This window comes from Ensifer sp. MJa1 (assembly GCF_037026475.1).
Lineage (GTDB): Bacteria > Pseudomonadota > Alphaproteobacteria > Rhizobiales > Rhizobiaceae > Ensifer.
In genome coordinates this window covers 242,143-266,959 of sequence record NZ_JAKUMO010000006.1, presented here as the reverse complement: position 1 = coordinate 266,959, position 24,817 = coordinate 242,143, and the positions used below count along the sequence as shown (strand labels likewise).

22 protein-coding genes are annotated in these 24,817 nt (G+C 63.5%); 16 read left to right on the top strand and 6 right to left on the bottom strand.

From position 1 onward, the window contains the following. Nucleotides 1-2 precede the first annotated feature (2 nt). Genes MKZ91_RS11200 through MKZ91_RS11190 form a run of 3 tightly spaced genes read left to right on the top strand, consistent with a single transcriptional unit; the run spans nucleotide 3 to nucleotide 4,151 of the window. A complete protein-coding gene (locus tag MKZ91_RS11200) occupies nucleotides 3-2,240 on the top strand; it encodes an ABC transporter permease (RefSeq protein ID WP_336170951.1) in 2,238 nt (745 codons plus the stop codon). Next, a complete protein-coding gene (locus MKZ91_RS11195; protein ID WP_336170950.1) occupies nucleotides 2,237-3,310 on the top strand; it encodes an ABC transporter ATP-binding protein in 1,074 nt (357 codons plus the stop codon). The genes MKZ91_RS11200 and MKZ91_RS11195 overlap by 4 nt, the downstream gene beginning before the upstream one ends. 31 nt (nucleotides 3,311-3,341) lie before the next feature. After that, the gene (locus tag MKZ91_RS11190; protein WP_336170949.1) at nucleotides 3,342-4,151 is read left to right on the top strand and encodes an inositol monophosphatase family protein; all 810 of its coding nucleotides are present in this window, start codon (nucleotides 3,342-3,344) and stop codon (nucleotides 4,149-4,151) included. 16 nt (nucleotides 4,152-4,167) lie between these two features. Here the strand turns inward: MKZ91_RS11190 and MKZ91_RS11185 are convergent, their stop codons facing one another. Both MKZ91_RS11185 and MKZ91_RS11180 read right to left on the bottom strand, forming a co-directional pair. Further along, nucleotides 4,168-4,947 carry a slipin family protein gene (locus tag MKZ91_RS11185; protein ID WP_336170947.1) on the bottom strand — a complete coding sequence of 260 codons (780 nt, stop codon included), beginning with the start codon at nucleotides 4,945-4,947 and terminating at the stop codon, nucleotides 4,168-4,170. A gap of 3 nt (nucleotides 4,948-4,950) precedes the next feature. Then, complete coding sequence (locus MKZ91_RS11180) at nucleotides 4,951-6,342, bottom strand: NfeD family protein (protein ID WP_336170946.1); 1,392 nt, start codon at nucleotides 6,340-6,342, stop codon at nucleotides 4,951-4,953. Between the two features lie 233 nt (nucleotides 6,343-6,575). Here MKZ91_RS11180 and MKZ91_RS11175 point away from each other — a divergent pair, with 233 nt between their 5' ends. The 9 genes from MKZ91_RS11175 (at nucleotide 6,576) to MKZ91_RS11135 (ending at nucleotide 15,070) form a co-directional block, all read left to right on the top strand. After that, a complete protein-coding gene (locus tag MKZ91_RS11175; protein WP_336170945.1) occupies nucleotides 6,576-7,265 on the top strand; it encodes a DUF2161 domain-containing phosphodiesterase in 690 nt (229 codons plus the stop codon). A gap of 31 nt (nucleotides 7,266-7,296) precedes the next feature. Next, nucleotides 7,297-7,653, top strand: a complete 357-nt coding sequence (locus MKZ91_RS11170) for a YbaN family protein (RefSeq protein ID WP_336170998.1) — start codon at nucleotides 7,297-7,299, stop codon at nucleotides 7,651-7,653. A 445-nt stretch (nucleotides 7,654-8,098) separates the two neighbouring features. Next, nucleotides 8,099-8,578: a GNAT family N-acetyltransferase gene (locus tag MKZ91_RS11165; RefSeq protein ID WP_336170944.1), complete on the top strand. Its 480-nt coding sequence runs from the start codon at nucleotides 8,099-8,101 to the stop codon at nucleotides 8,576-8,578. A 22-nt stretch (nucleotides 8,579-8,600) separates the two neighbouring features. Further along, nucleotides 8,601-9,623, top strand: coding sequence for a glycoside hydrolase family 3 N-terminal domain-containing protein (locus MKZ91_RS11160; protein WP_336170942.1), 1,023 nt, complete (start codon nucleotides 8,601-8,603; stop codon nucleotides 9,621-9,623). A 39-nt stretch (nucleotides 9,624-9,662) separates the two neighbouring features. Beyond that, nucleotides 9,663-11,312, top strand: coding sequence for an ABC transporter substrate-binding protein (locus tag MKZ91_RS11155; protein ID WP_336170941.1), 1,650 nt, complete (start codon nucleotides 9,663-9,665; stop codon nucleotides 11,310-11,312). A 183-nt stretch (nucleotides 11,313-11,495) separates the two neighbouring features. Then, nucleotides 11,496-12,473 carry an ABC transporter permease gene (locus tag MKZ91_RS11150; protein WP_336170940.1) on the top strand — a complete coding sequence of 326 codons (978 nt, stop codon included), beginning with the start codon at nucleotides 11,496-11,498 and terminating at the stop codon, nucleotides 12,471-12,473. 1 nt (nucleotide 12,474) lies between these two features. Further along, the gene (locus MKZ91_RS11145; RefSeq protein ID WP_336170939.1) at nucleotides 12,475-13,365 is read left to right on the top strand and encodes an ABC transporter permease; all 891 of its coding nucleotides are present in this window, start codon (nucleotides 12,475-12,477) and stop codon (nucleotides 13,363-13,365) included. Next, nucleotides 13,362-14,165: an ABC transporter ATP-binding protein gene (locus tag MKZ91_RS11140; protein WP_336170937.1), complete on the top strand. Its 804-nt coding sequence runs from the start codon at nucleotides 13,362-13,364 to the stop codon at nucleotides 14,163-14,165. Before MKZ91_RS11145 ends, MKZ91_RS11140 begins: the two co-directional genes overlap by 4 nt. Further along, nucleotides 14,162-15,070 (top strand): ABC transporter ATP-binding protein, encoded by a 909-nt coding sequence (locus MKZ91_RS11135; protein WP_336170936.1) that lies wholly within the window; start codon nucleotides 14,162-14,164, stop codon nucleotides 15,068-15,070. Before MKZ91_RS11140 ends, MKZ91_RS11135 begins: the two co-directional genes overlap by 4 nt. Nucleotides 15,071-15,193: 123 nt before the next feature. On the opposite strand, the gene MKZ91_RS11130 is transcribed toward MKZ91_RS11135, so the two are convergent. Together MKZ91_RS11130 and MKZ91_RS11125 are read right to left on the bottom strand one after the other, a co-directional pair. Continuing rightward, nucleotides 15,194-16,234 (bottom strand): glutamine synthetase beta-grasp domain-containing protein, encoded by a 1,041-nt coding sequence (locus MKZ91_RS11130; RefSeq protein WP_336170934.1) that lies wholly within the window; start codon nucleotides 16,232-16,234, stop codon nucleotides 15,194-15,196. A 366-nt stretch (nucleotides 16,235-16,600) separates the two neighbouring features. Next, nucleotides 16,601-18,016, bottom strand: a complete 1,416-nt coding sequence (locus MKZ91_RS11125; protein WP_442892248.1) for an aminotransferase-like domain-containing protein — start codon at nucleotides 18,014-18,016, stop codon at nucleotides 16,601-16,603. 101 nt (nucleotides 18,017-18,117) lie between these two features. Between MKZ91_RS11125 and MKZ91_RS11120 the strand changes: the two genes are divergently transcribed. Both MKZ91_RS11120 and MKZ91_RS11115 read left to right on the top strand, forming a co-directional pair. After that, entirely contained in the window at nucleotides 18,118-19,014 is an 897-nt protein-coding gene (locus MKZ91_RS11120) for a DMT family transporter (RefSeq protein WP_336170932.1), read from the top strand. A gap of 136 nt (nucleotides 19,015-19,150) precedes the next feature. Next, a complete protein-coding gene (locus MKZ91_RS11115; RefSeq protein WP_336170931.1) occupies nucleotides 19,151-19,828 on the top strand; it encodes a helix-turn-helix domain-containing protein in 678 nt (225 codons plus the stop codon). 39 nt (nucleotides 19,829-19,867) lie between these two features. Here the strand turns inward: MKZ91_RS11115 and MKZ91_RS11110 are convergent, their stop codons facing one another. Further along, entirely contained in the window at nucleotides 19,868-20,839 is a 972-nt protein-coding gene (locus MKZ91_RS11110; protein ID WP_336170930.1) for a quinone oxidoreductase family protein, read from the bottom strand. Between the two features lie 181 nt (nucleotides 20,840-21,020). On the opposite strand from MKZ91_RS11110, the gene MKZ91_RS11105 reads away from it, so the two are divergent. Further along, a complete protein-coding gene (locus tag MKZ91_RS11105) occupies nucleotides 21,021-21,896 on the top strand; it encodes a LysR substrate-binding domain-containing protein (protein WP_336170929.1) in 876 nt (291 codons plus the stop codon). A 47-nt stretch (nucleotides 21,897-21,943) separates the two neighbouring features. On the opposite strand, the gene MKZ91_RS11100 is transcribed toward MKZ91_RS11105, so the two are convergent. Next, nucleotides 21,944-22,984 carry a dipeptidase gene (locus MKZ91_RS11100; protein ID WP_336170928.1) on the bottom strand — a complete coding sequence of 347 codons (1,041 nt, stop codon included), beginning with the start codon at nucleotides 22,982-22,984 and terminating at the stop codon, nucleotides 21,944-21,946. Between the two features lie 239 nt (nucleotides 22,985-23,223). On the opposite strand from MKZ91_RS11100, the gene MKZ91_RS11095 reads away from it, so the two are divergent. Then, nucleotides 23,224-24,744: a serine hydrolase domain-containing protein gene (locus MKZ91_RS11095; protein WP_336170927.1), complete on the top strand. Its 1,521-nt coding sequence runs from the start codon at nucleotides 23,224-23,226 to the stop codon at nucleotides 24,742-24,744. Nucleotides 24,745-24,817 lie beyond the last annotated feature (73 nt).

Below are 24,817 nucleotides of genomic sequence, written 5' to 3'. Positions count from 1 at the left end.
TCATGGAACATCGCAACCGCAGGCTCGACCTGACGCTCGGGCTCGGGCTGGCCGCTTTCTTGGCTGTCCCCTGGTATCGCATCGAAGGCGGCTTTTTCGGCCTTGGCTGGCTCGCCGGCTTCCCCTCCGACCCCGCCGTCGCCCCAGGCTTAGCGCAGATCTTTGCGCATGGCCGCCCCTGGCTTGGCCTGGCGCTACTGCTGCTCGCCGTCTCGGCGGCAGCACGTTTTATACGCGACCCGGATCGCCGCGGGATGGTGCTCGCCGTCGCCGGCGCTGCCGGCGTCCTGTTCCTTGCACTCCAAGGGCTTGCGATCGGTTTTTCAGGCTGGACCTGGGCGGTCAGCGAGACCCTGTTCGGTCCGCTTTCCGATGGTCAGCCATCAATGGGCGCCGGCGCGGTGCTCACCGCCCTCACCTTCGTGCTCCTGTTCGCCTTCGGGCTTGCCGAGCGCGGCGTGCTCAAGGGCGATGCCTTCATCGTCGCGGCGATTTCTCTGCTCGTCTGCCTCGTCATCGTCTTCGTCTTTTATCCGGTTGGCAGCATGTTTGCGGCCTCCGTCCAGGACTTCGACGGCTCGTTCAAGCCTGACGGCTTCATCCGCAACATCCAGGACGGCTCGATCTGGAGCTTGAGCTGCGTTGTCGGTGAAGGCCGATGCGGTGTCGCCTGGCGCACCCTGTGGCTGGCGCTGATGACGGCATCGGGCTCGACACTTCTCGGCCTTGCCTTCGCGCTTGTGGCCACCCGCACGCGCTTTCCCTTCAAGAAGGGCATGCGCCTTTTGACCGTGCTGCCGATCATCACGCCACCCTTCGTCATCGGCCTGGCGCTAACGCTGCTCTTCGGCCGCGCCGGCGTCATTACCGAGTTCCTTTCTAACGCCTTCGGGATTGAACCCGGCCGCTGGCTCTACGGCCTCACCGGCATCTGGATCGCTCAGGTTCTTTCCTTCACACCGATCTCTTTCCTCGTGCTGATCGGTGTCGTCGAGGGCGTCAGTCCGTCGATGGAAGAGGCGTCGCAGACGCTCAGAGCCAACCGCTGGCGCACCTTCTGGACCGTTTCGCTGCCGCTGATGAAGCCCGGTCTCGCCAACGCCTTCTTGATCGGCTTCATCGAAAGCATGGCCGATTTCGGCAATCCGCTGGTGCTCGGCGGCAGTCATGGCGTGCTTTCGACCGAGATCTTCTTTGCCGTCGTCGGCGCACAAAACGATCCGTCTCGGGCAGCGGTGCTCGCGATCATCCTGCTCTGCTTCACGCTCTCGGCCTTCCTTGCCCAGCGTTACTGGCTCGCCGGCAAGAACTACTCGACCGTCACTGGCAAGGGCGACTCTGGCGCCCACAGCGCGCTGCCACGCTCGGTGTCGATCGGCGTTCACGCCGTGGTTATCCCCTGGATGATCTTCACCGTCGTCGTCTACGGCATGATCCTCTTCGGCGGCTTCGTGAAGACCTGGGGCCTCGACCACTCGTTAACGCTCGACCACTACGCCAAGGCTTTCTCCATCTCGTTTGCCGATGGTGCGATCGCCTGGACCGGCGTTGCCTGGAACTCGTTCTGGACGACCATGGAGATCTCGCTGCTCGCTGCCCCGCTGACTGCCCTTGTCGGCCTGCTGACGGCCTATCTCATCGTGCGCCAGCGCTTTGCCGGCCGCGACGTCTTCGAGTTCGCGCTGATGTTGAGCTTTGCCATTCCCGGCACCGTCATCGGCATCAGCTACATCATCGCCTTCAACCTGCCGCCGCTTGAAATGACCGGTACGGCACTGATTCTGATTGCCTGCTTCGTCTTCCGCAACATGCCGGTCGGCGTGCGCGGCGGCATTGCCGCGATGAGCCAGCTCGACAAGAGCCTCGACGAGGCGTCCTTGACGCTTCGGGCAACCAGCTTCCGCACCTTGCGCAAGGTCATCCTGCCCTTGCTGCGGCCAGCGATCGTCGCCGCGCTCGTCTATTCCTTCGTCCGGGCGATCACCTCGATCAGCGCCGTCGTCTTCCTCGTCAGCGCCGAATACAACATGGCGACCGCCTATATCGTCGGCCTCGTCGAAAATGGCGAATTCGGCGTGGCGATCGCCTACTCCTCCGCCCTCATCCTGGTGATGATCACCGTCATCACCGGCCTGCAACTGCTCGTCGGCGAACGCCGCCTGAGGCGGGAGAACCGTGTCCTCGGTGCTGCTCCCTCCCGACCGACCGCCAACGCCCTTTCCCAGGAGAAAACCGCATGAGCACTCAAACCCACACCCCTCGAACGGGCTCTGTCGTTTTTCAGAACGTGCGCAAGCAGTTCGGCGCCTTCACCGCCATCCACGACCTGTCGCTGACCATCGAGCCGGGCACGCTCGTGACCCTGCTTGGTCCCTCCGGCTGCGGCAAGACGACGACGCTGCGCATGCTTGCCGGGCTCGAGCATCCGTCCGCCGGCAGGATCCTGATCGGCGGCAAGGACGTGACCATGCTGCCGGCCAACGAGCGCGACGTGTCAATGGTCTTCCAGTCCTATGCGCTGTTCCCGCACATGTCGGCACTCGACAACGTCGCCTATGGCCTGGAATCCTCCGGCATCAAGAAGAAGGAAGCACGCGAGCGCGCCGAAGATGGCTTGCAGCTTGTCGGCCTCGGCGGTCTCGGGCAACGTCTGCCCGCCGAACTATCGGGCGGCCAGCAGCAGCGTGTCGCCGTCGCCCGGGCGCTGGTTCTCGAACCGCAGGTCCTGCTGCTCGACGAGCCATTGTCCAACCTCGACGCAAGGCTGCGTCGCAAGGTCCGCACGGAAATCCGCGAGCTTCAGCAACGGCTCGGTTTTACCGCCGTCTACGTCACCCACGATCAGGACGAGGCGCTGGCCGTTTCCGACCGCATCATCGTCATGAAGGACGGCGTCATCGCCCAGGAAGGCGCACCGCGCGACCTCTATGAAACCCCTGCGTCAAGTTTCATTGCCGATTTCATGGGTGAAGCCAATGTGCTGCCTTGTGAGGTCACCGCGGCAGCTGCCGGTCTCGCGACGATCCGTGTCGGTGGCCTAGAACATCGCCTGCCGTCGCGCAGCACGCGGCCCGGCCCGGCAAAGCTCGCGGTGCGTCCCAACGCGGTGACGCTGACACCAGCCAGGGGCGCAGCACTTGCCGGCACGATCAGCAGCGCAGCCTATCTCGGCGGTCACGTCGAGTACGAAGTCGAGACTGCGACCGGCCTCCTCTTTGTTGTCGATCAGGCGGTCGAGGAAATGCTATCTCCGGCAACCGAAGTCGCCATCGGTTTCCGCAGCCGCGGCCTCGCTTTGATTGACGCCTGAATTTTCAATCTGGTTATAAAAGGACTATTGCATGACTATCGAGATTGCCGGCCTTGAGGCCCGGTTCGCGCTTGCCAAATCCATGGCCGAGGAGGCCGGCAAGGTCGCCTACGACTACTTCCTGAAGCGGGACACGCTGGTCATCGAAACCAAGCGCGACGCCCACGACGTCGTCTCGATTGCCGACCGCAATGTCGAGACGCTGATCCGCGAGAAGATCACGGCAGCCTTTCCTGATGACGGCGTGCTCGGCGAAGAGCATGGGCTCGCCAACGGCACCTCCGGCTTTACCTGGGTGCTCGACCCGATCGACGGCACCACGCCCTTCGTCAACGGCATGCCGAACTGGTGCGTCTCGATTGCCGTCGTTCACGCAGAAAAGCCGGTGATCGGCGTGATCCACGCGCCCTGCCACGGAGAAATCTACGCGGCCGCAACAGGCCTGGGCGCGACGCTGAACGGCAAGACGCTCCGTCTCGACGGCACGCGGACGATCCGCAACGCCGTCACCGGCCTTGGCGCCAACGATCAGGTGAAGCCCGGGGAAATGGGCGCAATCGTCGAGCGGCTGCTTGCGGCCGGCGGCAACTTCATGCGCAACGGCTCCGGCGCACTGATGATCGCCTATGTCGCGGCCGGCCGGCTCGTCGGCTACTATGAGCCCTATATGCATGCCTGGGATTGCCTCGGCGGCTATTGCCTGGTGACAGAAGCCGGCGGCTGGACACTGCCCTTCCCGACACGCGGCGAGGCGCTGACCCATTGGGCGCCGGTGCTGGCGGCGGCACCGGGCGCAATCGAAGACCTGCTCAAGGTCGCCAGGATCGAGAAGGCGGCCTGACCGCCTCTGGTTACGCTCAGCTCTGGCTGGTCGGCTTGTCGGGTTTGAAGCCCAACAGGCCGCCGAGTTCCATCGGGAACGGGAAGATGACGGTCGAGTTCTTCTCGCCTGCAATCACGTTCAGCGTGCTGAGGTAACGCAACTGCATCGCCTGGGGCTGCCGGGACAAAATCTCGGCGGCCTCGAGCAATTTGGCGGCCGCCTGCTGCTCGCCCTCCGCGTTGATCACCTTGGCGCGCCGCTCGCGCTCGGCTTCCGCCTGGCGGGCGATGGCGCGAACCATGCTCTCGTTGATGTCGACATGCTTGATCTCGACGGTCGCCACCTTGATGCCCCAGGCATCCGTCTGGCTGTCGAGGATCTTCTGGATATCCTCGTTCAAGCGGTCACGCTCCGCCAGCATCTCGTCGAGATCGTGTTTGCCGAGTACGGAGCGAAGCGTGGTCTGCGCCAGCTGGCTGGTCGCCATCATGAAATCCTCGACCTGGATGGTCGATTTCTCCGCATCGATGACACGGAAATAGATGACGGCGCTGACCCGTACCGAAACGTTGTCGTGGGAGATCACGTCCTGGCTCGGCACGTCCAACACCCGGGTTCTGAGGTCGACCCGCACCATCTGCTGCACATAGGGCACAAGCAGGATCAGCCCCGGCCCTTTGACGCCCGTGAACCGGCCAAGCGTAAAGACCACGCCACGCTCGTATTCGCGCAGGATCCGGATCGCATAGGCGATCACGAGAACGATGAGCACGAGCAATGCGGCGAAGGGAGCAAGGCTCCCGAACATGTCCATGGATCAATCCTCCGTTTCGACGGACGTTCTCGCCAAATCGAGGGCGCCCGGGCCTTCCTTCACGCTCCGCACCACGTCGAGTGTCAGTCCATTCCGCCCTATGACCTTCACGTCGTCGCCGGCAGATAGCGGCTCGCGACTGACGGCCTGCCAGCGCTCGCCATGGGCGATGACATAGCCTGCAGCCCCCACCCAGCTGTCGACCTTGCCGCCAATGCCGATCATCTGCTCGCTGCCCGTCACCACGGCATGCCGGCGTGAGCTGAAGGCAAGGCGCGCCACGAGCAGGCTGAAAGCGAGGCTGGCAAGGGCGAGGCCTGCCAGCACGGCCCAGGAGACCTGCAAACCAGGCGTTTCGGTATCGAAGAGGATCGCCGCGCCGAGCACGATCGCTATGCTGCCGCCGGCGCCAAGAACACCGAAAGACGGCGAATGCGCTTCGGCGACTATCAGGCCGATCCCAAGCAAGATCAGACCGATGCCGGCGAAACTCACCGGCAACAGTGCAAGCGCGTAGAGGCCAAGCAGAAGACTGATGCCGCCGATCGTGCCCGGCGCGACGGATCCCGGCGACAGGAACTCGAAGATCAAGCCGTAAATGCCGATCATCATCAGAATGACCGCGATGTTGGGATCGGTAATCACCGACAGCAGCCTTGTGCGCCAGTCGGGCACGAAATCCTCGACGCCGAGTCCGGTGGTGTCGAGCGCAACCGTGGCTTGCCCGATCCGGATCGAGCGGCCCTGCGCCTGCTTCAAGAGATCATCGATATTCGCGGCGGTGAAATCGACGACCTTTTCGCGCACCGCCGCGTCCGCCGAAAGGCTTGCGGCCTCGCGCACGGCCCGTTCGGCCCAATCCGCGTTGCGACCACGCAATTCCGCAAGGCCGCGGATATAGGCAACGGCATCGTTGACAAGCTTTGCCTCGGCGGCACTTTTTGGTTGAGCCTGTTTGCCGTCGGATTGTTCGCCGTCCTTGCCTTCTCCGAACATGTCGCCACCAATGGCGATCGGCGTCGCCGCGCCGAGATTGGTGCCCGGCGCCATGGCGGCGATGTGGCTGGCATAGAGGATATAGGTGCCGGCACTCGCCGCGCGCGCACCGCTCGGCGCGACGAAGCTCGCCACCGGAACCGGGGATGCCAGGATCGCGCGGATAATGTCGCGCATCGAGGTGTCGAGTCCACCGGGCGTATCCATTTTCAGAACGACCAACGGAAGCTGCCGCTTGCTCGCCATTTCCAGCCCACGCTGCACATATTCCGCCGTCGCCGGCCCGATGGCGCCGTCGACATGCAAAACCAATGCGACCCGGTCGTTTTCGGCCTGCGGTGAAGCTGGAAACGCAAAGAGTGAGATCAAAACAAGCAGCGGCGTGAGGTAACGCAACATCCGTCGTCAAAACCCGCATGCGCAACACCCTGAAAGAGGTGTTCGCATCAACATGATAGCACAACACAAGGTTAGGACGAAGCACCGCGCACCCACTGCCATCTGGTGTAATGACAGAGTGTGAAATCGGGGGTATCTGCTAGTGCGCGCTTCGGCAGTCACGCTTTCCCGCCGACGAGAGGCAGCGCCTCGAGCGCCGTGGCCACATATCGACAAGAACAGGATCTTCGGGTTTGGAGACGACCCTCTACCAGCCGATCAAGCACTTCCTCGAAGCCCGCGGCTACAACGTCAAGGGCGAGATCGGCGGCTGCGATATCGTCGCGCTCAGCGACGACGAACCGCCATTGGTCGTCATCTGCGAGCTCAAGCTCAGCTTCAATCTCGAACTGATCCTGCAGGCCGTCGACCGCGCCACGGCCGGCGACGAAGTGTGGATCGCCGCCCGCGTCTCGGCCAAGGGCAAGGGCCGCGAAAGCGATCGCCGGTTCCGCGACCTGTGCCGCCGGCTCGGATTTGGCATGCTGTCGGTCGCCGGCAACGGCACGGTCGACGTCATCCTTGCCGCTTCCGCCGTCATGCCACGCAAGAATACCAGGAAGCGGTCGCGCCTGATCAGCGAACATCGCCGCCGCAAGGGCGATCCGACGGCCGGCGGCGCCACGCGCGCACCGATCATGACCGCCTACCGGCAGCAGGCGCTCGCCTGTGCTGCCGCCCTGCAGACCGGCCTGCAACGTCCCAGGGACATTCGCGCACTGGCACCGGACGCAGCCAAGATCCTGCAGGGCAATGTCTATGGCTGGTTCGAAAGGGTCGACCGGGGCGTCTATGCGCTGACGGCCCAAGGGCTCGAGGCGCTTCATCGGTGGCCACCCGCCGAGGCCGGCGCACGGCAGAACGCCGAGGCGACCGAAACATGACGCCTTCAGGACAACTCCCGTGAACCCCGCCATTCGCCTCCTCTGTCTGTGCCTTGCCTGGCTGATGGTCGGCATCGGTGTTGTCGGCGCCTTCCTGCCGATCCTGCCGACGACACCGTTCCTGCTCCTGGCTGCCGGGCTTTTTGCCCGGGCGTCGCCGCGGCTTGAGCACTGGTTGCTCAATCACCCTCTCTTTGGCACCTCTCTCCGGCTTTGGCGTGAAAAGGGCGCAATTTCGACCCGTGCCAAGACCGGCGCAGTGAGCTTGATGGCCGCAAGCTTCGGCCTGTTCTGTTTCTTTGGAAATCCGGGCCTGCCGCTCGGCGCGATCGTCGCGACCGCGATGGCGCTGCCCGCCCTTTTCATCCTGACGCGGCCGGCCGAATAGACACTGCGGCCATTGGCCGGCAGAAGGGCTGTGACCACAATGAGGGTAAACTGAACTTTCTCCCTCAAGGTTTATTTCTTCGTTTTTCAGTATAATTGAATATTACTTAAGTCCGCCCCGCCGGACGGTCCATTTCAACACTTAGTATTTTTGTAAAATAAAATACGCGGCGAACATCACAAGAACAGAATTGTACAAAAAAGCAATCACCCCGCCGAAACAAGTGTACGGGGCGCGGAGCCGCCCGCAGCGCGCGAGACGTTACCTTTAGTGAGCCACCCTCCAAACTATTGTTGGAACGTTTCATCTCGTGAGGCCAATCGCGCAAAACGCAGGGGCCATGCCCCTTTCGGACGATTGCCGATTGACAAGACGAACCATATGGCTCCATCTATTTCATTACAAAGGCAGTTATTCCTTAATAAAGGAACATGCGGAGGAGCATATGCCTGACATGCTGGTGAGCTTGTATGCGCCGATCCTCGGTGAACTCAAGCGCAGAACCGAAACCGACACTGTGACAATCCGTCCCGCTCTGCCGCCGGAGATGGGTCTGGTCGTCGACTGGGTGCGGGAGAATTTCAGCGAGAACTGGGCTAGCGAAGTGACGGTTGCCTTCTCGCGTCGACCGGTCGCCTGTCTGATTGCCGTCGACGACGGCAAGCTCCTGGGCTTCGCCTGCTATGACACGACCGCACCAGGCTTCTTCGGCCCGACGGGTGTCGACAGCGCTTGCCGCGGAAGAGGGATTGGCGTCGCATTGCTCTCCGGCTGCCTCGACACCATGAAGACCCTTGGCCACGCCTATGCCTTCATCGGCGACGCCGGCCCGGTCGATTTCTACGCCACGACCGTTGGCGCCGTGCCGATCCTCGCCCCCGACAAGGGGATCTATCAGGGCATGCTGCGCCGCCCTTCCAAATAATTCGCATTATCGGAGCCTCCCAATGTCCTCGACACCCCTCGCCCTTTTTGTCGGCCTTCCGAACCCTACCCTTTCGGACGACGAGTTCGCGCTCTTTCGCGAGACCAATCCGCTCGGCCTCTTCGTCGGCCGCCGCAACCTGCGTGATCCCCACCAGGCAAAGGTCCTGATCGAGCGCTTCCGCGAAGCGGTCGGCCGTGACGACGCCCCCGTCTTCACCGACCAGGAAGGTGGCCGCGTCCAGCATCTCGACGCCGGCCCTTGGCCGCTGTTCCGCTCTTTCGGTGAGTTCGCCGAACTCGCCCGCCGCGATTTCGCCCTCGGCAAGAAGGCGCTTCGCCTTTCGAGCCAGGCCATGGGCACGATGATGACCGAACTTGGTCTCACGAGCGGCTGCTCGCCTGTGCTCGACCTCGTCTTTGCAACGACGAGCTCGGTCATCGGTGCCCGCTCCTTCGGCGCCGACCCGGATTTTATCGCCGCCCTTGGCCGCGAAGTGGTCGATGGCCTGCTCGAAGCCGGCAATATGCCGGTCATGAAGCACATTCCGGGCCATGGCCGCGCGACGCTCGATTCACACAAGGAACGGCCCGTCGTCGATGCCACGCGCGAGTTGCTGACCTCCACCGACTTCAAGCCCTTTGTGGCCCTTCGCGACACGCCCTGGGCCATGGTCGCCCATGTCGTCTACTCGGCCTTCGACAAGGACCTGCCGGCTTCGATCTCGCCAGTCATGCATGACGTCATCCGCAACAACATGGGTTACGACGGCGTGCTCGTCTCCGACTGCATCTTCATGGAATCGCTTCGCGGCACCCTGCCGGAACGCGTCCGCCAGGTGCTCGATGCCGGCTTCGACATTGCGCTCCACAGCCACGGCACGCTCGCCGAGAGCGAAGCTGCCGCCAAGGCGGCAAGCCCGCTGACCGCCGCGGCCCAGAAGCGCATCGCCGCCGGCAAGGAGCGCCTCGGCACGCTGAAGGTCGACGTCCGCCAAGCCCACGCCGAAGTCGAGGACATTTTCAACAGCGCCCTCGTCGCTTGATCCCGCACGAAATCCTTAAGATCAAAAAGGGGAACTACCGTGAAGAAATCCATTCTCGGCGCAGCCACCGCGCTTGCTCTTTTCGCCGGCCCGGCCGCAGCCCAGACGGTGCTGACGGCCAATATCGAGCCGGCAACCACCTGGGTGCGCAACTTCAACCCGTTCAACCAGACCTCGGCGCGCCAGAGCACGCTCGACTTCATCTATGAGCCGCTCGTCGTCTTCAACCGCTTCGACGGCAACAAGCCGGTTCTCCGGCTCGCCGAGAGCTTCAAACTCGCCGACGACCTGAAGTCGATCGAGTTCAAGCTTCGCCCGAACCTGAAGTGGTCGGACGGCAAGCCGTTGACCGCCACCGACGTCAAGTTCACCTACGACTACCTGAAGAAGTTCCCGGCGCTCGATTTCGTCAGCATCTGGACCTTCATCACCGGTGTCGAGGCTGTCGATGGACAGACGGTCCGCTTCACGCTTGCCAATCCGAGCTCGCTTGCCGCCGAACAGCTGGCGCAGATGCCGATCGTGCCCGAGCACGTCTGGAAGGACATTGCCGAGCCGGTGACCTTCGCCAACGAGACACCCGTCGGCAGCGGCCCGCTCACCGAAATCCCGCGTTTCACCGGCCAGACCTACGACCAGTGCCGCAACCCGCATTACTGGGATGCCGCGACCCTCAAGATCGACTGCGTGCGCTTCCCGCAGCTCGCAGACAACAACCAGATCCTGACCGCGACCGCGTCGGGCACGCTCGACTGGGGCGTCTCCTTCATCCCGGATATCGAGAACGTCTACGTCGCCAAGGACCCGGAGCATTTTCACTTTTGGTACTCGCCAAGCAGCATGGTCGCCTTCCTGTTCAACCAGGAAACCGCCAATGAAAACAACCGCAAGGCCTTCAACGATGTGAAGTTCCGCCGTGCGGCCTCGATGGCGCTCGACCGCGGCACCATGGTCGACGTCGCCGGCTACGGTTACCCGACGCTCAACGAAGACCCGGCAGGCATGGGCGAGCTCTACAAAAGCTGGGCCGATCCGTCGGTTGCCACCGACTTCGGCAAGTACGGCAAGTACGATGCCGATGCCGCCAAGGCGCTGCTCGATGAGGCAGGTTACGCCGACAAGGACGGCGACGGCTTCCGCGACAATCCGGATGGCAGCAAGATTTCCTTCTCGATCATCGTCCCGAGCTCCTGGACCGACTGGATCGACACAGTGACGATCGCCGTCGAGGGCCTGCAGGCCGTCGGCCTCGACGCAAAGATCGAGACCCCGGAAGAGGCTGTCTGGACCGGCAACCTGATCAACGGCACCTTCGACGCGGCGATCAACAGCCTGCCGGCCTCTGCCTCGCCCTACTACCCCTACAAGCGCGCCTTCAGCTCGAGCGACAAGGGCAAGACCCGCTTCACCTCGCAGCGCTGGTTCAACCCGGATGTCGAGGCCCTGCTGACCGAGTTCACCCAGACGGCGGACCCGGCCAAGCAGAAGGAAGCGATGAACAAGGCGCAGCGCATCGTCGCCGAGAACCTGCCCATGATGCCGGTGTTCAACAACCCGAACTGGTACCAGTACAACACCAAGCGCTTCAAGGGCTGGGCAACGGCGGAAAACCCCTTCGTCAATCCGTCAATCACCCGCAACAACCCGGCGCGTCTCTTGCACCTCTTGGCGCTTGAACCGGTGAAGTAACCCGATCGCAGATACGGCGTTCTTTCGGACGACGTCCGAGAGGGCGCCGCATTCTCGATCACTGGCAGGCGACCTTCGGCTGCCGCGCGACCGTCATGGCTCTTGCCCAGCCGAACGGTCCGACAAGAAGACAGCCCTGCCGCCTGACGCCTCCCGCGGCGGCCGCAGTCGATGGAGTTCCCGATGGCCTTTCTGCTACGCCGCCTGTGCTTCTACCTGGCGGCCTTCGTCGCAGCCGCGACGATCAACTTCTTCCTGCCGCGGCTGATGCCCGGCGACCCGGTGCAGATCATGTTTTCGAGCGCCGGCGCCGAACTGCCGCCCGAAAGCCTGCAGGCCCTGAAACTTACCTTCGGCTTCGTCGACGGCCCGCTCTGGCAGCAGTACCTCACCTATCTCGGCAGCATCTTCAGCGGCGACCTCGGCCGTTCGATCAAGTATTTCCCGCTGCCTGTGACGACCGTGCTCGGCAATGCGCTGATCTGGACCGTCGGTCTGATGGGCACGGCGACGCTGGTCAGCTTCGCGCTCGGCACGTTCCTTGGCATTCTCGCGGCCTGGCGGCGCGGAAGCCTGTTCGACGTCATCGTCTCCGTCGGCGCGATCTTCGCGACCTCGGTTCCTGCCGTCGTCACCTCGCTGATCGTCGTCTTCACCTTCGGCTTCACGCTCGGCTGGTTCCCGACCGGCTACGCCGCCGACCCGGCGCTCGATCCGGCCTTCTCGCTCGAATATCTGGGCAGCGTCGCCTATCACGGCATACTGCCTATGCTGACGCTCTGCGCGGTTCTGACCGGCGGCTTTGCCGTGACCATGCGCAACAACATGATCAACCTGCTCGGCGAAGACTATATCGTCATGGCCCGCGCCAAGGGCCTTTCCGACACCCGCGTCATGCTCTGGTATGCGGCCCGCAACGCGCTGCTGCCGACGGTTTCGAGCCTCGCCATCGCCATCGGCACGGTGCTCGGCGGCTCGCTGGTGACCGAGGTGGTGTTCAACTATCCGGGCCTCGGCAACATCCTCTACCAGGCGATCCTCGCCCGCGATTACCCCGTCATCCAGGGACAGCTCTTGATCATGACCGCCACCATGCTCATCGCCAACTTCATCGTCGATGTCAGCTACGTGCTACTCGACCCGCGACTGAAGAGGGCGTGACATGAAGAAATCCTCCTTCCCGCTCATCCGCAATCGCAAGGCCATGGTCGGCGCACTGATCGTCGCCTTCATCTTGGCTGTGGCGATCGCCGCACCGCTGTTGACGTCCTATGACCCTAGCGCCCGCGTCGGCCGACCGCACCAGGCGCCGTCCTGGGAACACTGGCTCGGCACCACCCGCATCGGCCAGGACGTCTTTGCCCGCCTCCTTTATGGCGCCCGCACCTCGCTTGCGGTCGGCTTCGGTGCCGGCCTTTTGATCACCGCCGTCGGCACGGCACTCGGCATCATCGCCGGCTATCGCGGCGGCAAGGTGGACGAGGTCATCAGCTTCTTCACCAACATGGTGCTGGTCGTGCCGAACCTGCCGTTGCTCTTGGTGCTTGCCGCCTTTATCGGCCAGGCGAGCCCGTGGGTCATCGCGCTCATCCTCGGCTGCACCTCCTGGGCCTGGGGGGCGCGCGTCACCCGCGCCGAGACGCTCTCGGTCAAGCAGAAGGACTATGTGAAATCCGCCGAAATGATGGGCGAGCCGCGCTGGCGGATCATGACCTTCGAGATCTTCCCCAACCTGATCTCGATCGTCGGCATCAACTTCATCGGCAGCGTGATCTTCGCGATCATCACCCAGGCAACGCTGGAGTTCCTCGGCCTCGGCGATCCCAAGGTCGTGTCCTGGGGCACCATGCTCTATGGCGCGCAGAAGGCCTCTGCTCTTTCGGTCGGCGCCTGGTGGGACATCCTGACGCCCTGCTTTGCGCTCGCCTTCCTCGGCATCGGCCTGTCGCTGCTCAACTTCGCCGTCGACGAGATCGCCAATCCGCGGCTTCGCACCGGCAACCGGCTCGGCCGCTGGTCTGCCCTTATCCGTTCCGGGGAGGGCCGCCTGTGACCGCACCTCTGCTTTCTGTCAGAAATCTGACCATCGACTATATCGGCGAAGCCGACGACTTCCGCGCCGTCGACAATGTCAGCTTCGACGTTGCCCCCGGTGAAGTCTTCGGCCTTGCCGGCGAAAGCGGCTGCGGCAAGAGCACGATCGCCTTCGCCATCAGCCGGCTGCACAAGCCGCCGGCACTGATCCGCAAGGAGAGCGCCATACTGCTCGACGGCCGCAACGTGCTCGATCTCGACCAGAAGGGCCTTGCCGATTTCCGCTGGCGCGAAGTGGCGATGGTGTTCCAGAGCGCGATGAACTCGCTGAACCCGGTGCTCCGCATCGAGCAGCAGTTCTACGACGTGTTGAAGACGCACAAGGGAATGAGCCGGGCCGCTGCGCGTGACCGCACGGCCGAGATGCTCAAGCTCGTCGACATCGCGCCGGACCGCATGCGCGACTATCCGCACCAGTTCTCCGGCGGCATGCGCCAGCGCATCGTCATTGCCATCTGCCTGGCGCTCGACCCGCGCCTGATCGTCATGGACGAGCCGACTACGGCGCTCGATGTCGTCGTCCAGCGCGAAATCCTGCAGCGGATCAACGAGCTCCGGCGCAAGCTCGGTTTCGCCGTGCTCTTCATCACCCACGATCTCGGGCTGATGGTGCAGTTCTGCGACCGCATCGGCATCATGCTCGGCGGCAAGCTGGTCGAACAGGGCACCGCCGACGCCATCTACCGGACACCAGAGCACGACTATACGAAAAAGCTCTGGGCCTCCTTCCCCTCGCTGCACGGAGGCGTCCTTCGATGACCGGCACATCCGCACCCATTTTGACCTTGGACAAGGTCAGCAAGACCTTCGGCAACGGACCGGGCGCCGTGCGCGCGGCGCGCGCCATATCCTTCTCGCTCCATGCCGGTCGTGCACTGGCCGTCGTCGGCGAATCCGGCAGCGGCAAGACCACCTGCGCCCGCATCGCCATGCGCGAGTATGAGCCGAGCGAAGGGCGTCTTTTGTTCAAGGGCAACCCCGTCGACAATGCGGGAGCCAAGGAGATCGCCGACTATCGCCGCTCGGTGCAGATGATCTTCCAGGATCCGTTTGCCTCGCTCAATCCGGCGCACACGATCGCCTACCACCTGAAGCGCCCGTTGATGCTGCATCGCCCGGAGCTCAAGGGCGGCGCCATCACCGAGGAGATCAAGGCGCTGCTCAGGCAAGTGAAGCTCGATCCGGATATCGTTGCGCCCAGATATCCGCACGAGCTGTCGGGCGGCCAGCGCCAGCGCGTCAACATCGCCCGGGCATTGGCAGCCAAACCCGAGGTCATCGTCGCAGACGAACCAACCTCGATGCTCGACGTCTCCGTGCGGCTCGGCGTCCTCAATCTGCTCAGCGAAATGAAGCGGGAGATGAACCTCGGCCTGCTCTACATCACCCACGACATCGCGACTGCCCGCTATGTCGCCGAGGACATCGCGGTGATGTATGCCGGCCAGATCGTCGAATGGGGCAGTACCGGCAAGGTCATCGACAACCCGGCTCATCCCTACACCAAGCTGCTGCTTTCGGCCGTGCCCGATCCGGATATCCGCTTCGACGATCCGAACGCGCAGGTGAGCTCGGCGGAAGCCGACGAGACACGTCGCCGCTCCGCCGCGGATCAGGTAACGATCCGCGAGGTCGAAGCCGACCATTTCGTCCGCGCGGCCTGAGCCGTCCTTCCGATCGGATCAAACAAAAAACGCCCCGCGAACCGCAGGGCGTTTTTTGTTGGGCGCGAAAAGCGCAACCCCGTCGATTTGGCCCGGCGCCCTCGTAAACGCCGGGCCATAAAATCAGGCGGCTTCGCGCTTTTCGACGTCGGTCGGAACGGTTGCGATCGTCTTCAGGATCTGCGAAGCGATCTGGTAGGGGTCGCCCTTGGAGTTCGGGCGGCGATCTTCCAGGTAGCCCTTGTAGTCGTTGTTGACGAAGCTGTGCGGAACGCGGATCGACGCACCGCGGTCGGCAACACCGTAGCTGAACTGGTGGATCGAGGCGGTCTCATGCTTGCCGGTCAGGCGCATGTGGTTGTCGGGGCCGTAGACGGCGATGTGATCGGCACGGGCTTCGGCAAACGCTGCCATCAGCTCTTCGAAGTATTCCTTGCCGCCGACTTCGCGCATGTAGGCGGTCGAGAAGTTGGCATGCATGCCAGAGCCGTTCCAGTCGGTGTCGCCGAGCGGCTTGCAATGGTATTCGACGTCGATGCCGTACTTTTCGGTCAGGCGCTGCAGCAGGTAGCGGGCGAGCCAGATTTCGTCGGCGGCCTTGCGCGACCCCTTGCCGAACACCTGGAATTCCCACTGGCCCTTGGCGACTTCGGCGTTGATGCCTTCATGGTTGATGCCGGCAGCAAGGCAGATGTCGAGGTGCTCTTCGACGATCTTGCGGGCAACATCGCCAACATTGCTGAAGCCGACGCCGCAATAGTAGGGGCCCTGCGGTGCGGGGTAGCCAGCATCCGGGAAACCGAGCGGGCGACCGTTCTGGTAGAAGAAATACTCCTGCTCGAAGCCGAACCAGGCGCCATCGTCATCAAGGATCGAAGCGCGGGTGTTCGACGGATGCGGCGTCTTGGCATCGGGCATCATGACTTCGCAGAGAACGAGGACGCCGTTCTTGCGCTCCGGATCCGGGTAAGCGGCAACCGGCTTCAGCACGCAGTCCGAGCTGCTGCCTTCGGCCTGCATCGTGGACGAGCCATCAAAGCCCCAGAACGGGAGCTGCTCGAGCGTCGGGAAAGCCTCGAATTCCTTGATCAGGGTCTTGCCACGCAGGTTCGGGGTGGGCTTGTAACCGTCGAGCCAGATGTATTCGAGCTTAAACTTTGTCATTTCGTTCTCTCATATGACGCCAGGAATGGCTTGGTTCCGAAGCGGCTGGGCAATCCAGATCAGTTTGCCCGACGACCGATGCACGTTAACAAGCATTAATCGTGCCAACTCGGATTCCACGCCGAAAATTCTACAAAAATTGCGATTGGCGGCACGGATGGCAGCAAGGAGGCGCTGCGGGCGCGCAAGGAACAAGCGAATTGCATAAAAAATAGGCGAACAAAGCCCGGCTTCGCAGCACCAGCAGCTCTACCCTCGATCGAGATCCAGCCGGTTCGGCCGATATTGGCGCTCCGACCTTCAAAGAAGCCGGAGATTGCCTCCAAAACGTGCATGGGCTTTCAAGCAAGACCGATGCGTTCGGTTTCAGCGCCCAGTCTCGCATTGCCGCATAACCGCCGGCAGAACCCTGAAGAGCCGTTCGTCATCACACTGCGAGACGTTGAAGCGCATGAAGCTGTTGGCGGTGCCGGCATGGCTGAAGACGTTGCCGGGCGCCAGCACGATCTCCTGCTGCAATGCCCTTTGCGCCATCTCGGCCGCATCAATGCGTGCCGGCAAGCTGCACCACAGGAACATGCCGGCCTGCGGCTCTATCCATGGCGCGATGCCGATGTCGGTGAGCCGCGCCGCCGTTTCAGCCATCGCCCGGCCCAGCCTTTGGCGAAGCGCTTCCATGTGTTTTCGGTAGCTGCCGTCCTTCAACATGGTGAAGACCAGTTCCGCCGCAAGGCTCGGCCCACCGAAGGTCGTGGCGATCTTCAGGTCGATGAGACCTTCTATCCAGTCCGTTGGAGCAGCAATGAAGCCGCAGCGCATCGATGCCGAAAGGGTTTTCGAGAAACTGCCGATCTGGACCACCCGATCGAGCCCATCGAAGGCCGCAAGCCGCGGCGCCGGCGCGTGCTCGAAATCGGCAAAAATGTCATCCTCGACGATCGTCAGACCCGCCTGCTCGGCGAGCTTCAGCAGGCGATGGGCGACGACCGGAGATAGGGTCGCGCCCGTCGGATTGTGGATCGCGGAGTTGGTGATGTAGAGGCGCGGGCGATGGGTCTCCAGCACCTCGGCAAACAGTGAAAGGTCAGGCCCAGTCGGCGTATAGGGCACGCTGACAACCTGGACCCGGTGCGCACGCAGCAAGGCATGGAAGTTGAAATAGCAGGGGTCGTCGACCACGACCGTGTCGCCAGGCTCGAGCAGGAAGCGGCAGAGCAGGTCGATTGCCTGCGTTCCCGATTCCGTCAGCAGGATCTGGTCGGGCGACGCCTCGACGCCATGGTCCCCGAGACGGCGCGCCAGAAGCTGGCGCAGGGGTCCATGGCCAAGCGGCGTACCATAGTCCGTCAGTCCGCTTGCCGTGATCCTTGCGGATGTCTTGAGCGCGCGCCGTAGCGCCGCCTCGGGCATCCAGCTCGGCGGCAGCCAGCCGCAGCCCGGCTTCAGCACCGTGTCGTCAGCCTCGAGCGCCTGGCGTGAGACCCAGAGCGGATCAACCGCCCGATCAAGTCGCGGGCCGATCTCGGCCAGCGACAAAGGTGCGAGCGGCGCCGAGACGAAGAACCCCGCGCCCGGACGCGAGCGGATAACGCCCTCGGCGACGAGCCGCTCATAGGCCTCGACAACGGTGGACTTCGAAACGTGCATGGTTTTGGCGAAGGCACGGATCGAGGGAAGTTTGGCGCCCGGCGTCAGAACGCGCCCGGCAATCCTTTGCCGGATCGTCGCCATCACCCCCTCAAGCCGCGTTTCGCTGCCGATCTCGATATCCGTCATCGCCATCTGTACCGCCCATCCATGCATTACAGTTTGGCGAAACTGTACTCTATTGTCTCTGGCGAAACCAGCCCGTTCGGCCGATACCGGCGCAAAAGGAGACGGCCATGGACAAGACGGCAGACGGTTGGGTGAGCGGTTTTCTCGGGGTGCTGATCTTCAGTGGATCGCTGCCCGCGACGCGGGTTGCGGTGATGGATTTCGATCCGGTGTTCCTGACGGTAGCGCGTGCGGCAATCGCCGGCCTGCTCGGGCTGTCGCTGCTTTTGATCTTCCGCCAGCCAAGGCCGACCGGTGCCCATCTCATATCCCTTGCGATCGTCGCCTTCGGCGTCGTTCTCGGCTTTCCGCTCCTGACGGCACTGGCGCTGAAACACGTGACGTCCGCGCATCTGATCGTCTTCGTCGGCCTGCTGCCGCTGGCGACTGCCATCTTCGGCGTGCTTCGCGCCGGTGAGCGCCCGCGCCCGGCCTTCTGGCTCTTTTCGTCGCTCGGAAGTGCTGCGGTCGTCGGCTTCGCGCTATTGCAGGGTTTCGCCGCCAATCCGGTCGGCGACCTGCTGATGCTCGCCGCCATCATCGTTTGCGGCCTCGGCTATGCCGAGGGCGCCAGTCTTTCCCGCAAACTTGGCGGCTGGCAGGTGATCTCGTGGGCGCTGGTGCTCTCCCTGCCATTCATGCTGGCGCTCGCCTTCCTCACCATGCCGGTCTCGTTTTCAAGCGTCGATCCCGCCGCCTGGACCGGCCTTGCCTATGTCTCCGTCTTCAGCATGCTGATCGGTTTCGTCTTCTGGTATCGCGGTCTGGCGCTCGGCGGCGTCGCCGGCGTCGGACAGTTGCAACTGCTGCAGCCTTTCTTCGGCCTCGCGCTCGCGGCGACGCTGCTAGGCGAACAGGTGAGCTGGAGCATGCTTGCGGCCACGGGCGCCATCGTGCTCTGCGTTGCCGGCGCGAAGAAATTCGCCAGACAAGATCCCAAGGGCGGCGCGGGACGTCCACGGTGAGCGACCCCTGCCGCGCCGTGCTACAGGCGATCGGGCCACAGGCGTCGCGCGGTGAAGTTTTTAGGATGGCTAAAATCAATTGACACGAAAACGGGCCGCACCCTAGCTTGAGGAGGGACAGGAAAGGGGCGGGCATTTGACGACGGAACGGGCCAGCGACGCGGCAACCGGTGGGGCGGATACATCACCCCTTGGTGACCGCTTGCGCCAACGCCGCAAGGCGTTGAAATTGACGCTGCAGGAGGTCGCCGATCGGGCAGGCTTTTCGGTCGGCTTCATCTCCCAGATCGAGCGCGGCATCACGGTACCATCGCTGACGTCGTTGATCGCCGTGTGCCGGATCCTGGAGGTCGAAGCCGGGTCTTTCCTCAATCCGCCCAAGGTCGCGACCCCCTTCACCCGCCGCGAACATCGCCCGGTCTATGGGCTCGGCGGCGGCGCGGGCAATGCCGTTTCCTACGAGCGGATTTCCGCTTCCTTTCCCGGCAACGTGCTTCGAAGCACCATCATCCATGAGCCGCCCGGCCACCGCAGCGAGCCGATGTCGCATGAAGGTGAAGAGATCTTCTTCATCCTCGAGGGGGAACTGACGCTCGAGGTGGACGGCGAGCGCATGGTCCTGGAAGCCGGCGATTCCGCCCACTTCCCATCCGCCCGCACCCATACGATGTGGAACCATACGAGCGGGCCGACCACAATCCTGCACACCTGTACCATGGACGTCTTCGGCGACGGCGAGCCTGACGGCAAGCCCGGCGACAGCCTCGCGGTGACGCGGGCCGACGGCCGGTTGGGTGCCAACGCCAAGAGTTAGCGACCAGGGCAGAGCCAGCCAATCCCGCTGCCGCGCCCCCTATGGCAACAGGACCATCGCGCCGGTCGTCTGCCTTCCTTCGAGACGCCGGTGCGCTTTGGCCGCGTCGGCAAGCGGCAGACGCGCATGAACGGGGATCTTGACTGCGCCGGTCTCAACGACATCGAAGAGATCCTTCGTCATGGCCAATACGTCCTCACGCCGCGCCAGATGTGTGGGCAGCAAGGGCCAGGTGGCGTAGAGCGCGCCTTTCATCGCAAGCGTCGTGATGTCGAATGGCGCGATTGGGCCGGAGGCAGCGCCGAAGCTGACAAAATGGCCAAAGGGGCGAAGGCTGTCGAGCGAGCCCTCGAACGTCGCCTGGCCGATGCCGTCATAGACGACGTCAACACCCTCGCCACCGGTGAATTCGCGCACGCGCACCGCAAAATTCTCCTTGGCGTAGTCGATGACGTGGTCAGCACCAGCGCTCCGCGCAAGTTCGGCCTTCTCCCGCGAACCGGCGGTACCGATCACCGTTGCGCCAAGGTTTTTTGCCCATTGCGTCAGGATCAGGCCGACACCGCCTGCCACCGCATGGACGAGGATCGTGTGTCCCGCCTCGACACGGAAGGTACGGCGCAGCAGATATTGCGCCGTCAGCCCCTTCAGCATCATCCCCGCGCCGGTCTCGAAATCGATATCATCAGGCAGGTGCACAAGCATATGGGCCGGCACGTTGTGTTCCTCAGCATAGGCCCCAAGCGCCTCCGCATAGGCCACCCGGTCACCGGGCTTGAACTCCTCGACATCGGGGCCAACGGCGACGACCTCGCCGGCCCCCTCCTTGCCGGGAATGAAAGGCAATTGCGGTGGCGGATAGGAACCGCGGCGCATGTAGACATCAACGAAGTTGACGCCGATCGCCCGGTTGCGCACGCGAACCTCTCCCAGGCCGGGTTCTCCGATCTCGACAGTTTCATAGGCGAGCACGTCCGGCCCGCCGTGCTGGTGCACGCGGATTGCTTTCATGGGTTTGTATCCTTGGATTTCGCGGCGGCTGGTGATGCGGCCATGAGGCCGCGGTCAGTCGACGGCCGAGCCAGACTTGCTTCTCATATCGACGGCGGCAGGCGCTCCTCTCTTGTCACATTAGAGAGATAGCGATGCTCGAGTTATCGTTGTAGACTGATATCGATAACAACAGAGTTCAATGATTGTGATATCTGATCAGATCGGCATTGATCTGCTGCGCACCTATGTCGCCGTCTGCCGGCAAGGCAGTCTGAACCGCGTCGCCACACAGACCGGCCGCACCCAATCGGCGCTGAGCATGCAGATGCGGCGTCTCGAGACCCTGCTCGGCCGGCAACTGTTCCAGCGCACCGGCCGCGGGGTGGTGCCGACGCCGGAAGGCGAGTTGTTTCTCGGCTACGCGACCCGGATGCTGGCGCTTGGCGACGAAGCGGCGGCAAGACTGCAGCAATCGAACCTAAGCGGTGGCGTGCGGGTCGGGCTTGCCGAGGAAGTGGCAACGACGGCCCTGCCCGAGGCTCTCGGGCGGCTGCGGCGCGGCTATTCCGAGATCCGGCTCGACGTCGTCGTCGATCAGTGCGTGGCGCTCGGAAAGGTCTGGCCGGAACGCGACCTCGACGTCATGATCGTGCCGACGTCCGTGGTCGCGGCTGATGCCGTGACCACCTGGAACGTCGAGCTGCAATGGGTTTGCGCCACGGACTACTGCCTCGACGAGACACGGCCGATCGATCTCGTCGCCTTTGCTGCCCCCTGCCTCTGGCGTAGGCGTATGATCGAAACGCTGGCAGACGAGGGACGCGAACACCGTGTCACCTTCACCAGCCAAAGCATCACGGCCCTGCAGGCGGCAATCGAAAACGGCCTCGGCATCGGGTTGCTGCCACCGGACGCAGTGCGTGCCGGCACGATGCGCGTGCTCGGCGCCGCCGCCGGCATGCCGAAGCCGCTTCCGGTTCAGTATGGGCTGTTTGCCAGGGACCGTCGGACACCCGTCGTCGACGCGGCAATCGGCGTGCTGCTGGAAGGTCTGCCAGCGGCGAAATCGATCTAGACGCAATTCCGGGCGGAAAACCGCTTCACACTTTTCCTGGAATTGCTCTATTCGCCCCAGGTCGTCTCAAGCACGCGGAGCCAGTTGCCGTGGCAGATCATGGCAAGTGCCTTTTCGTCGTAGCCGCGTGTGCGCAGCAGTTCGACGAGCAGAGGCAGGTCGGCCGCGCTGCGCATGGCCGCCGGGATCGTCGTGCCGTCGAAATCCGACCCGAGCGCCACGTGATCGATGCCGATCCGCTCGACGATATAGTCTATGTGATCGGCAAGCAGCGTGAGTGGCGTATCCGGGTTCTTGATGCCATCTGTGCGCAGGAACAGCACGCCGAAATTGATGCCGGCGAGGCCGCCGGTGTCGCGGATCGCATCGAGTTGGCGGTCGGTCAGATTGCGGCTGTGCGGGCAGAGCGCATGCACATTGGAATGGGAAGCCACCAGCGGCGCCTGCGACAAGGCCGCAATGTCCCAGAAGCCCTGCTCGTTCATGTGCGAGAGATCGAGCATGATCTTCAGCTCATTGCAGGCGCGCACCAGATCCTTGCCGGCTTCAGACAGGCCCGGTCCGATGTCCGGCGAGGAGGGAAAACGGAAGGGAACGCCGTAGGCAAAAATATTCGGTCGGCTCCAGACGGGGCCGAGCGTGCGCAGGCCCGCCGCGTGGAGCACATAAAGCGCGTCGAGATCTGCGCCGACAGCTTCGACGCCCTCGATGTGCAGCACCGAGGCAAAGGCTCCCCTGGCCATGGTTTCGCGGATATCGGCCGCACTGCGGCAGATCTTCAGCCGTCCCTCGGATCGCCGCTCGATCCGCATCAGCAGGCTGGCCATGCCGAGCGTGGCTTCAAGCGCGCTCTCCTGGTCCGGCGTCACAAAGTCACCGCTTCCGTCCTTGGCAAGCCCCGGCGAGGCCACGTAGACGGCGCAGAGGCCGCCAGCAAGGCCACCCCTTTCGGCCTTGTCCAGATCGATATGCCCGGTGGCGATACCGCCGAGGAAGCGGCGCTCCGCAGCACCGCCTGGCGAGCGCCAGAGCCGCGACAGCACGTCGTTATGTCCATCGAAGACCGGGATTTTCGTTTGCGTCGCCAATTCTGGACTGCCTTCTTGCCTGTTGTCCTGCGTGCGACTCGATACGTGTCGCGCGCGGACCATAGCCACTGGGCGCGCAGACCGCACCCCTTTTCGGTCGGATCTATCGGACAGTGGGTCCGCAGGGCAAATGCAAACCGCGCATGGCCTCTGCCGAAAACGGAATTGGCCACCACCGCCGCGGTTGTGCTTAGACCACCGCGCGAGGAGTACTTGCGCGAACGGAACGGAGAACGAGAATGACGGATCCGATATCGCTGGATTGGCCAGCCGCAGAAGCAACCGCACAACGCCATACCGTGCAGTGGGCAGCGCATGAGCCGGGCGGCGCGGTCATCGGCTTCGACGCCTCCGGCGCCCGCTTTACGCACGCCGCCGGCGTCGAGAGCCTTTCCACCCTCACTCCGTTTTCCGTCGACAGCGTCGTGCGTTATGCGTCTCTCACCAAGCATGTCTTTTCGGCGATGGCGCTGGCTCATGCAGACGCCATCGCGCTGGACGATCCGCTCGGCAAGCACCTTGCGGAACTGCGCGCACCGCTGGCCCAAGTGACCGTCGGTCAGGCGCTCGATATGACCGGCGGCCTGCCGGATACGCGTGAATGCCTGTCGCTGCTTGGCCTCTCCGTCTACACCGAGACCAAGGCAGGGCCGCTTCTCGACTATCTTTCCCGTCTCGAACGGCTGAACTTTGCCGCCGGCAGCGAGATCTCCTATTCCAACACCGGCTATCGCCTTGTCGAAGCAGCACTCGAGCGCAACGGCCTCCGTTTCGACGATTTTGTCCAACGCGAAATCGCGGGGCCTCTCGGCATCGCGCTGAAGGCGCCCGATGTCTGGAATGAACCGGTGAAGGGCCTTGTTCCAGGCTATTGGCATTCGGGCGAGAACTGGCAGTTGTCCGCCGCCGGCCTGCACATTTCCGCCTCCGGCAGCCTGGCCGGCAGTGCCCGGTCGCTCGCCACTTGGCTGCAGGCGCTGCTGGCTGGCGAGGGTCGCTTCGCCGGCCTTCTCGACAAGCTGCAGGCCACGCGCTTTCTCGCCGACGGGCGGCCGACCGGCTACGGGCTCGGCTTGCGTAAATCCTGGCTCGGCGCGCGCGAATTCGTCGGCCACGGCGGCTCGCACCCCGGTTACAAGACCTACTTCCTGCTGGATCCGGAGACGCGGGCGGGCTTCGTCGTCGTTTCCAATCGCGAGGACACCAACGGCTACAAGATTGCGCTCGAAAGCATGGCGGCGCTCACCGGTCTTCCCTTGCCTGTCCCGGCACCCGAACTCACTGATGGTCTCTACGTGACCGAAAGCGGCCCCTGGTGGATCGAGATCAAGGGCAGCACCTGCACCTATCTCGAAGCCGACGAGACGCTCTATGACGATGGCGAAGGCTGGGTCTCGTCCCGCTCCGCCTCGTCACCGGTACGACTTCGCCGCGACGGCGCCGCCCTTGTCGGCGAAGTCGGCCAGGCGACCAGGCGCTTCGTCCCGGCAAGGAGCGGGGAACCCGTACCGTCATCGCTGTCGGGTGTCTGGCGCTCGGACGAAGGTGCGGAACTCACGATCGACGACGGCATGGTCTTCATGGGTATCGGCCCGGTGCGCCAAGCGATGGATCTGACGGCACTCGGCAACGGGCGCTTCCTGTTCACGTTGAACGACGGTCCGTGGGTCAAACGCATCTGCCTGCACCTGCTGGGGCCTGATCACCTCGAACTGGTAACAAGTCGAGCCCGCATGATCGAATACCGCCGCCACGGCTGATTTTGCTTGATGCCATGGGGGCACTGCCTCAAAGAAGCCCGATCCCGCGTTGATGGCCGAGGGAAACCGGACT

Excerpts from the sequence above, each read along its gene's own strand:
- MKZ91_RS11105 (WP_336170929.1), top strand. The coding sequence starts at position 21,021 with ATGATTGTGATATCTGATCAGATCGGCATTGATCTGCTGCGCACCTAT.
- MKZ91_RS11095 (WP_336170927.1), top strand. The coding sequence starts at position 23,224 with ATGACGGATCCGATATCGCTGGATTGGCCAGCCGCAGAAGCAACCGCA.
- MKZ91_RS11195 (WP_336170950.1), top strand. The coding sequence starts at position 2,237 with ATGAGCACTCAAACCCACACCCCTCGAACGGGCTCTGTCGTTTTTCAG.
- MKZ91_RS11150 (WP_336170940.1), top strand. The coding sequence starts at position 11,496 with ATGGCCTTTCTGCTACGCCGCCTGTGCTTCTACCTGGCGGCCTTCGTC.
- MKZ91_RS11165 (WP_336170944.1), top strand. The coding sequence starts at position 8,099 with ATGCCTGACATGCTGGTGAGCTTGTATGCGCCGATCCTCGGTGAACTC.
- MKZ91_RS11120 (WP_336170932.1), top strand. The coding sequence starts at position 18,118 with ATGGACAAGACGGCAGACGGTTGGGTGAGCGGTTTTCTCGGGGTGCTG.
- MKZ91_RS11180 (WP_336170946.1), bottom strand. The coding sequence starts at position 6,342 with ATGTTGCGTTACCTCACGCCGCTGCTTGTTTTGATCTCACTCTTTGCG.
- MKZ91_RS11145 (WP_336170939.1), top strand. The coding sequence starts at position 12,475 with ATGAAGAAATCCTCCTTCCCGCTCATCCGCAATCGCAAGGCCATGGTC.
- MKZ91_RS11130 (WP_336170934.1), bottom strand. The coding sequence starts at position 16,234 with ATGACAAAGTTTAAGCTCGAATACATCTGGCTCGACGGTTACAAGCCC.
- MKZ91_RS11160 (WP_336170942.1), top strand. The coding sequence starts at position 8,601 with ATGTCCTCGACACCCCTCGCCCTTTTTGTCGGCCTTCCGAACCCTACC.
- MKZ91_RS11200 (WP_336170951.1), top strand. The coding sequence starts at position 3 with ATGGAACATCGCAACCGCAGGCTCGACCTGACGCTCGGGCTCGGGCTG.
- MKZ91_RS11135 (WP_336170936.1), top strand. The coding sequence starts at position 14,162 with ATGACCGGCACATCCGCACCCATTTTGACCTTGGACAAGGTCAGCAAG.
- MKZ91_RS11125 (WP_442892248.1), bottom strand. The coding sequence starts at position 18,016 with ATGGCGATGACGGATATCGAGATCGGCAGCGAAACGCGGCTTGAGGGG.
- MKZ91_RS11110 (WP_336170930.1), bottom strand. The coding sequence starts at position 20,839 with ATGAAAGCAATCCGCGTGCACCAGCACGGCGGGCCGGACGTGCTCGCC.
- MKZ91_RS11185 (WP_336170947.1), bottom strand. The coding sequence starts at position 4,947 with ATGGACATGTTCGGGAGCCTTGCTCCCTTCGCCGCATTGCTCGTGCTC.
- MKZ91_RS11190 (WP_336170949.1), top strand. The coding sequence starts at position 3,342 with ATGACTATCGAGATTGCCGGCCTTGAGGCCCGGTTCGCGCTTGCCAAA.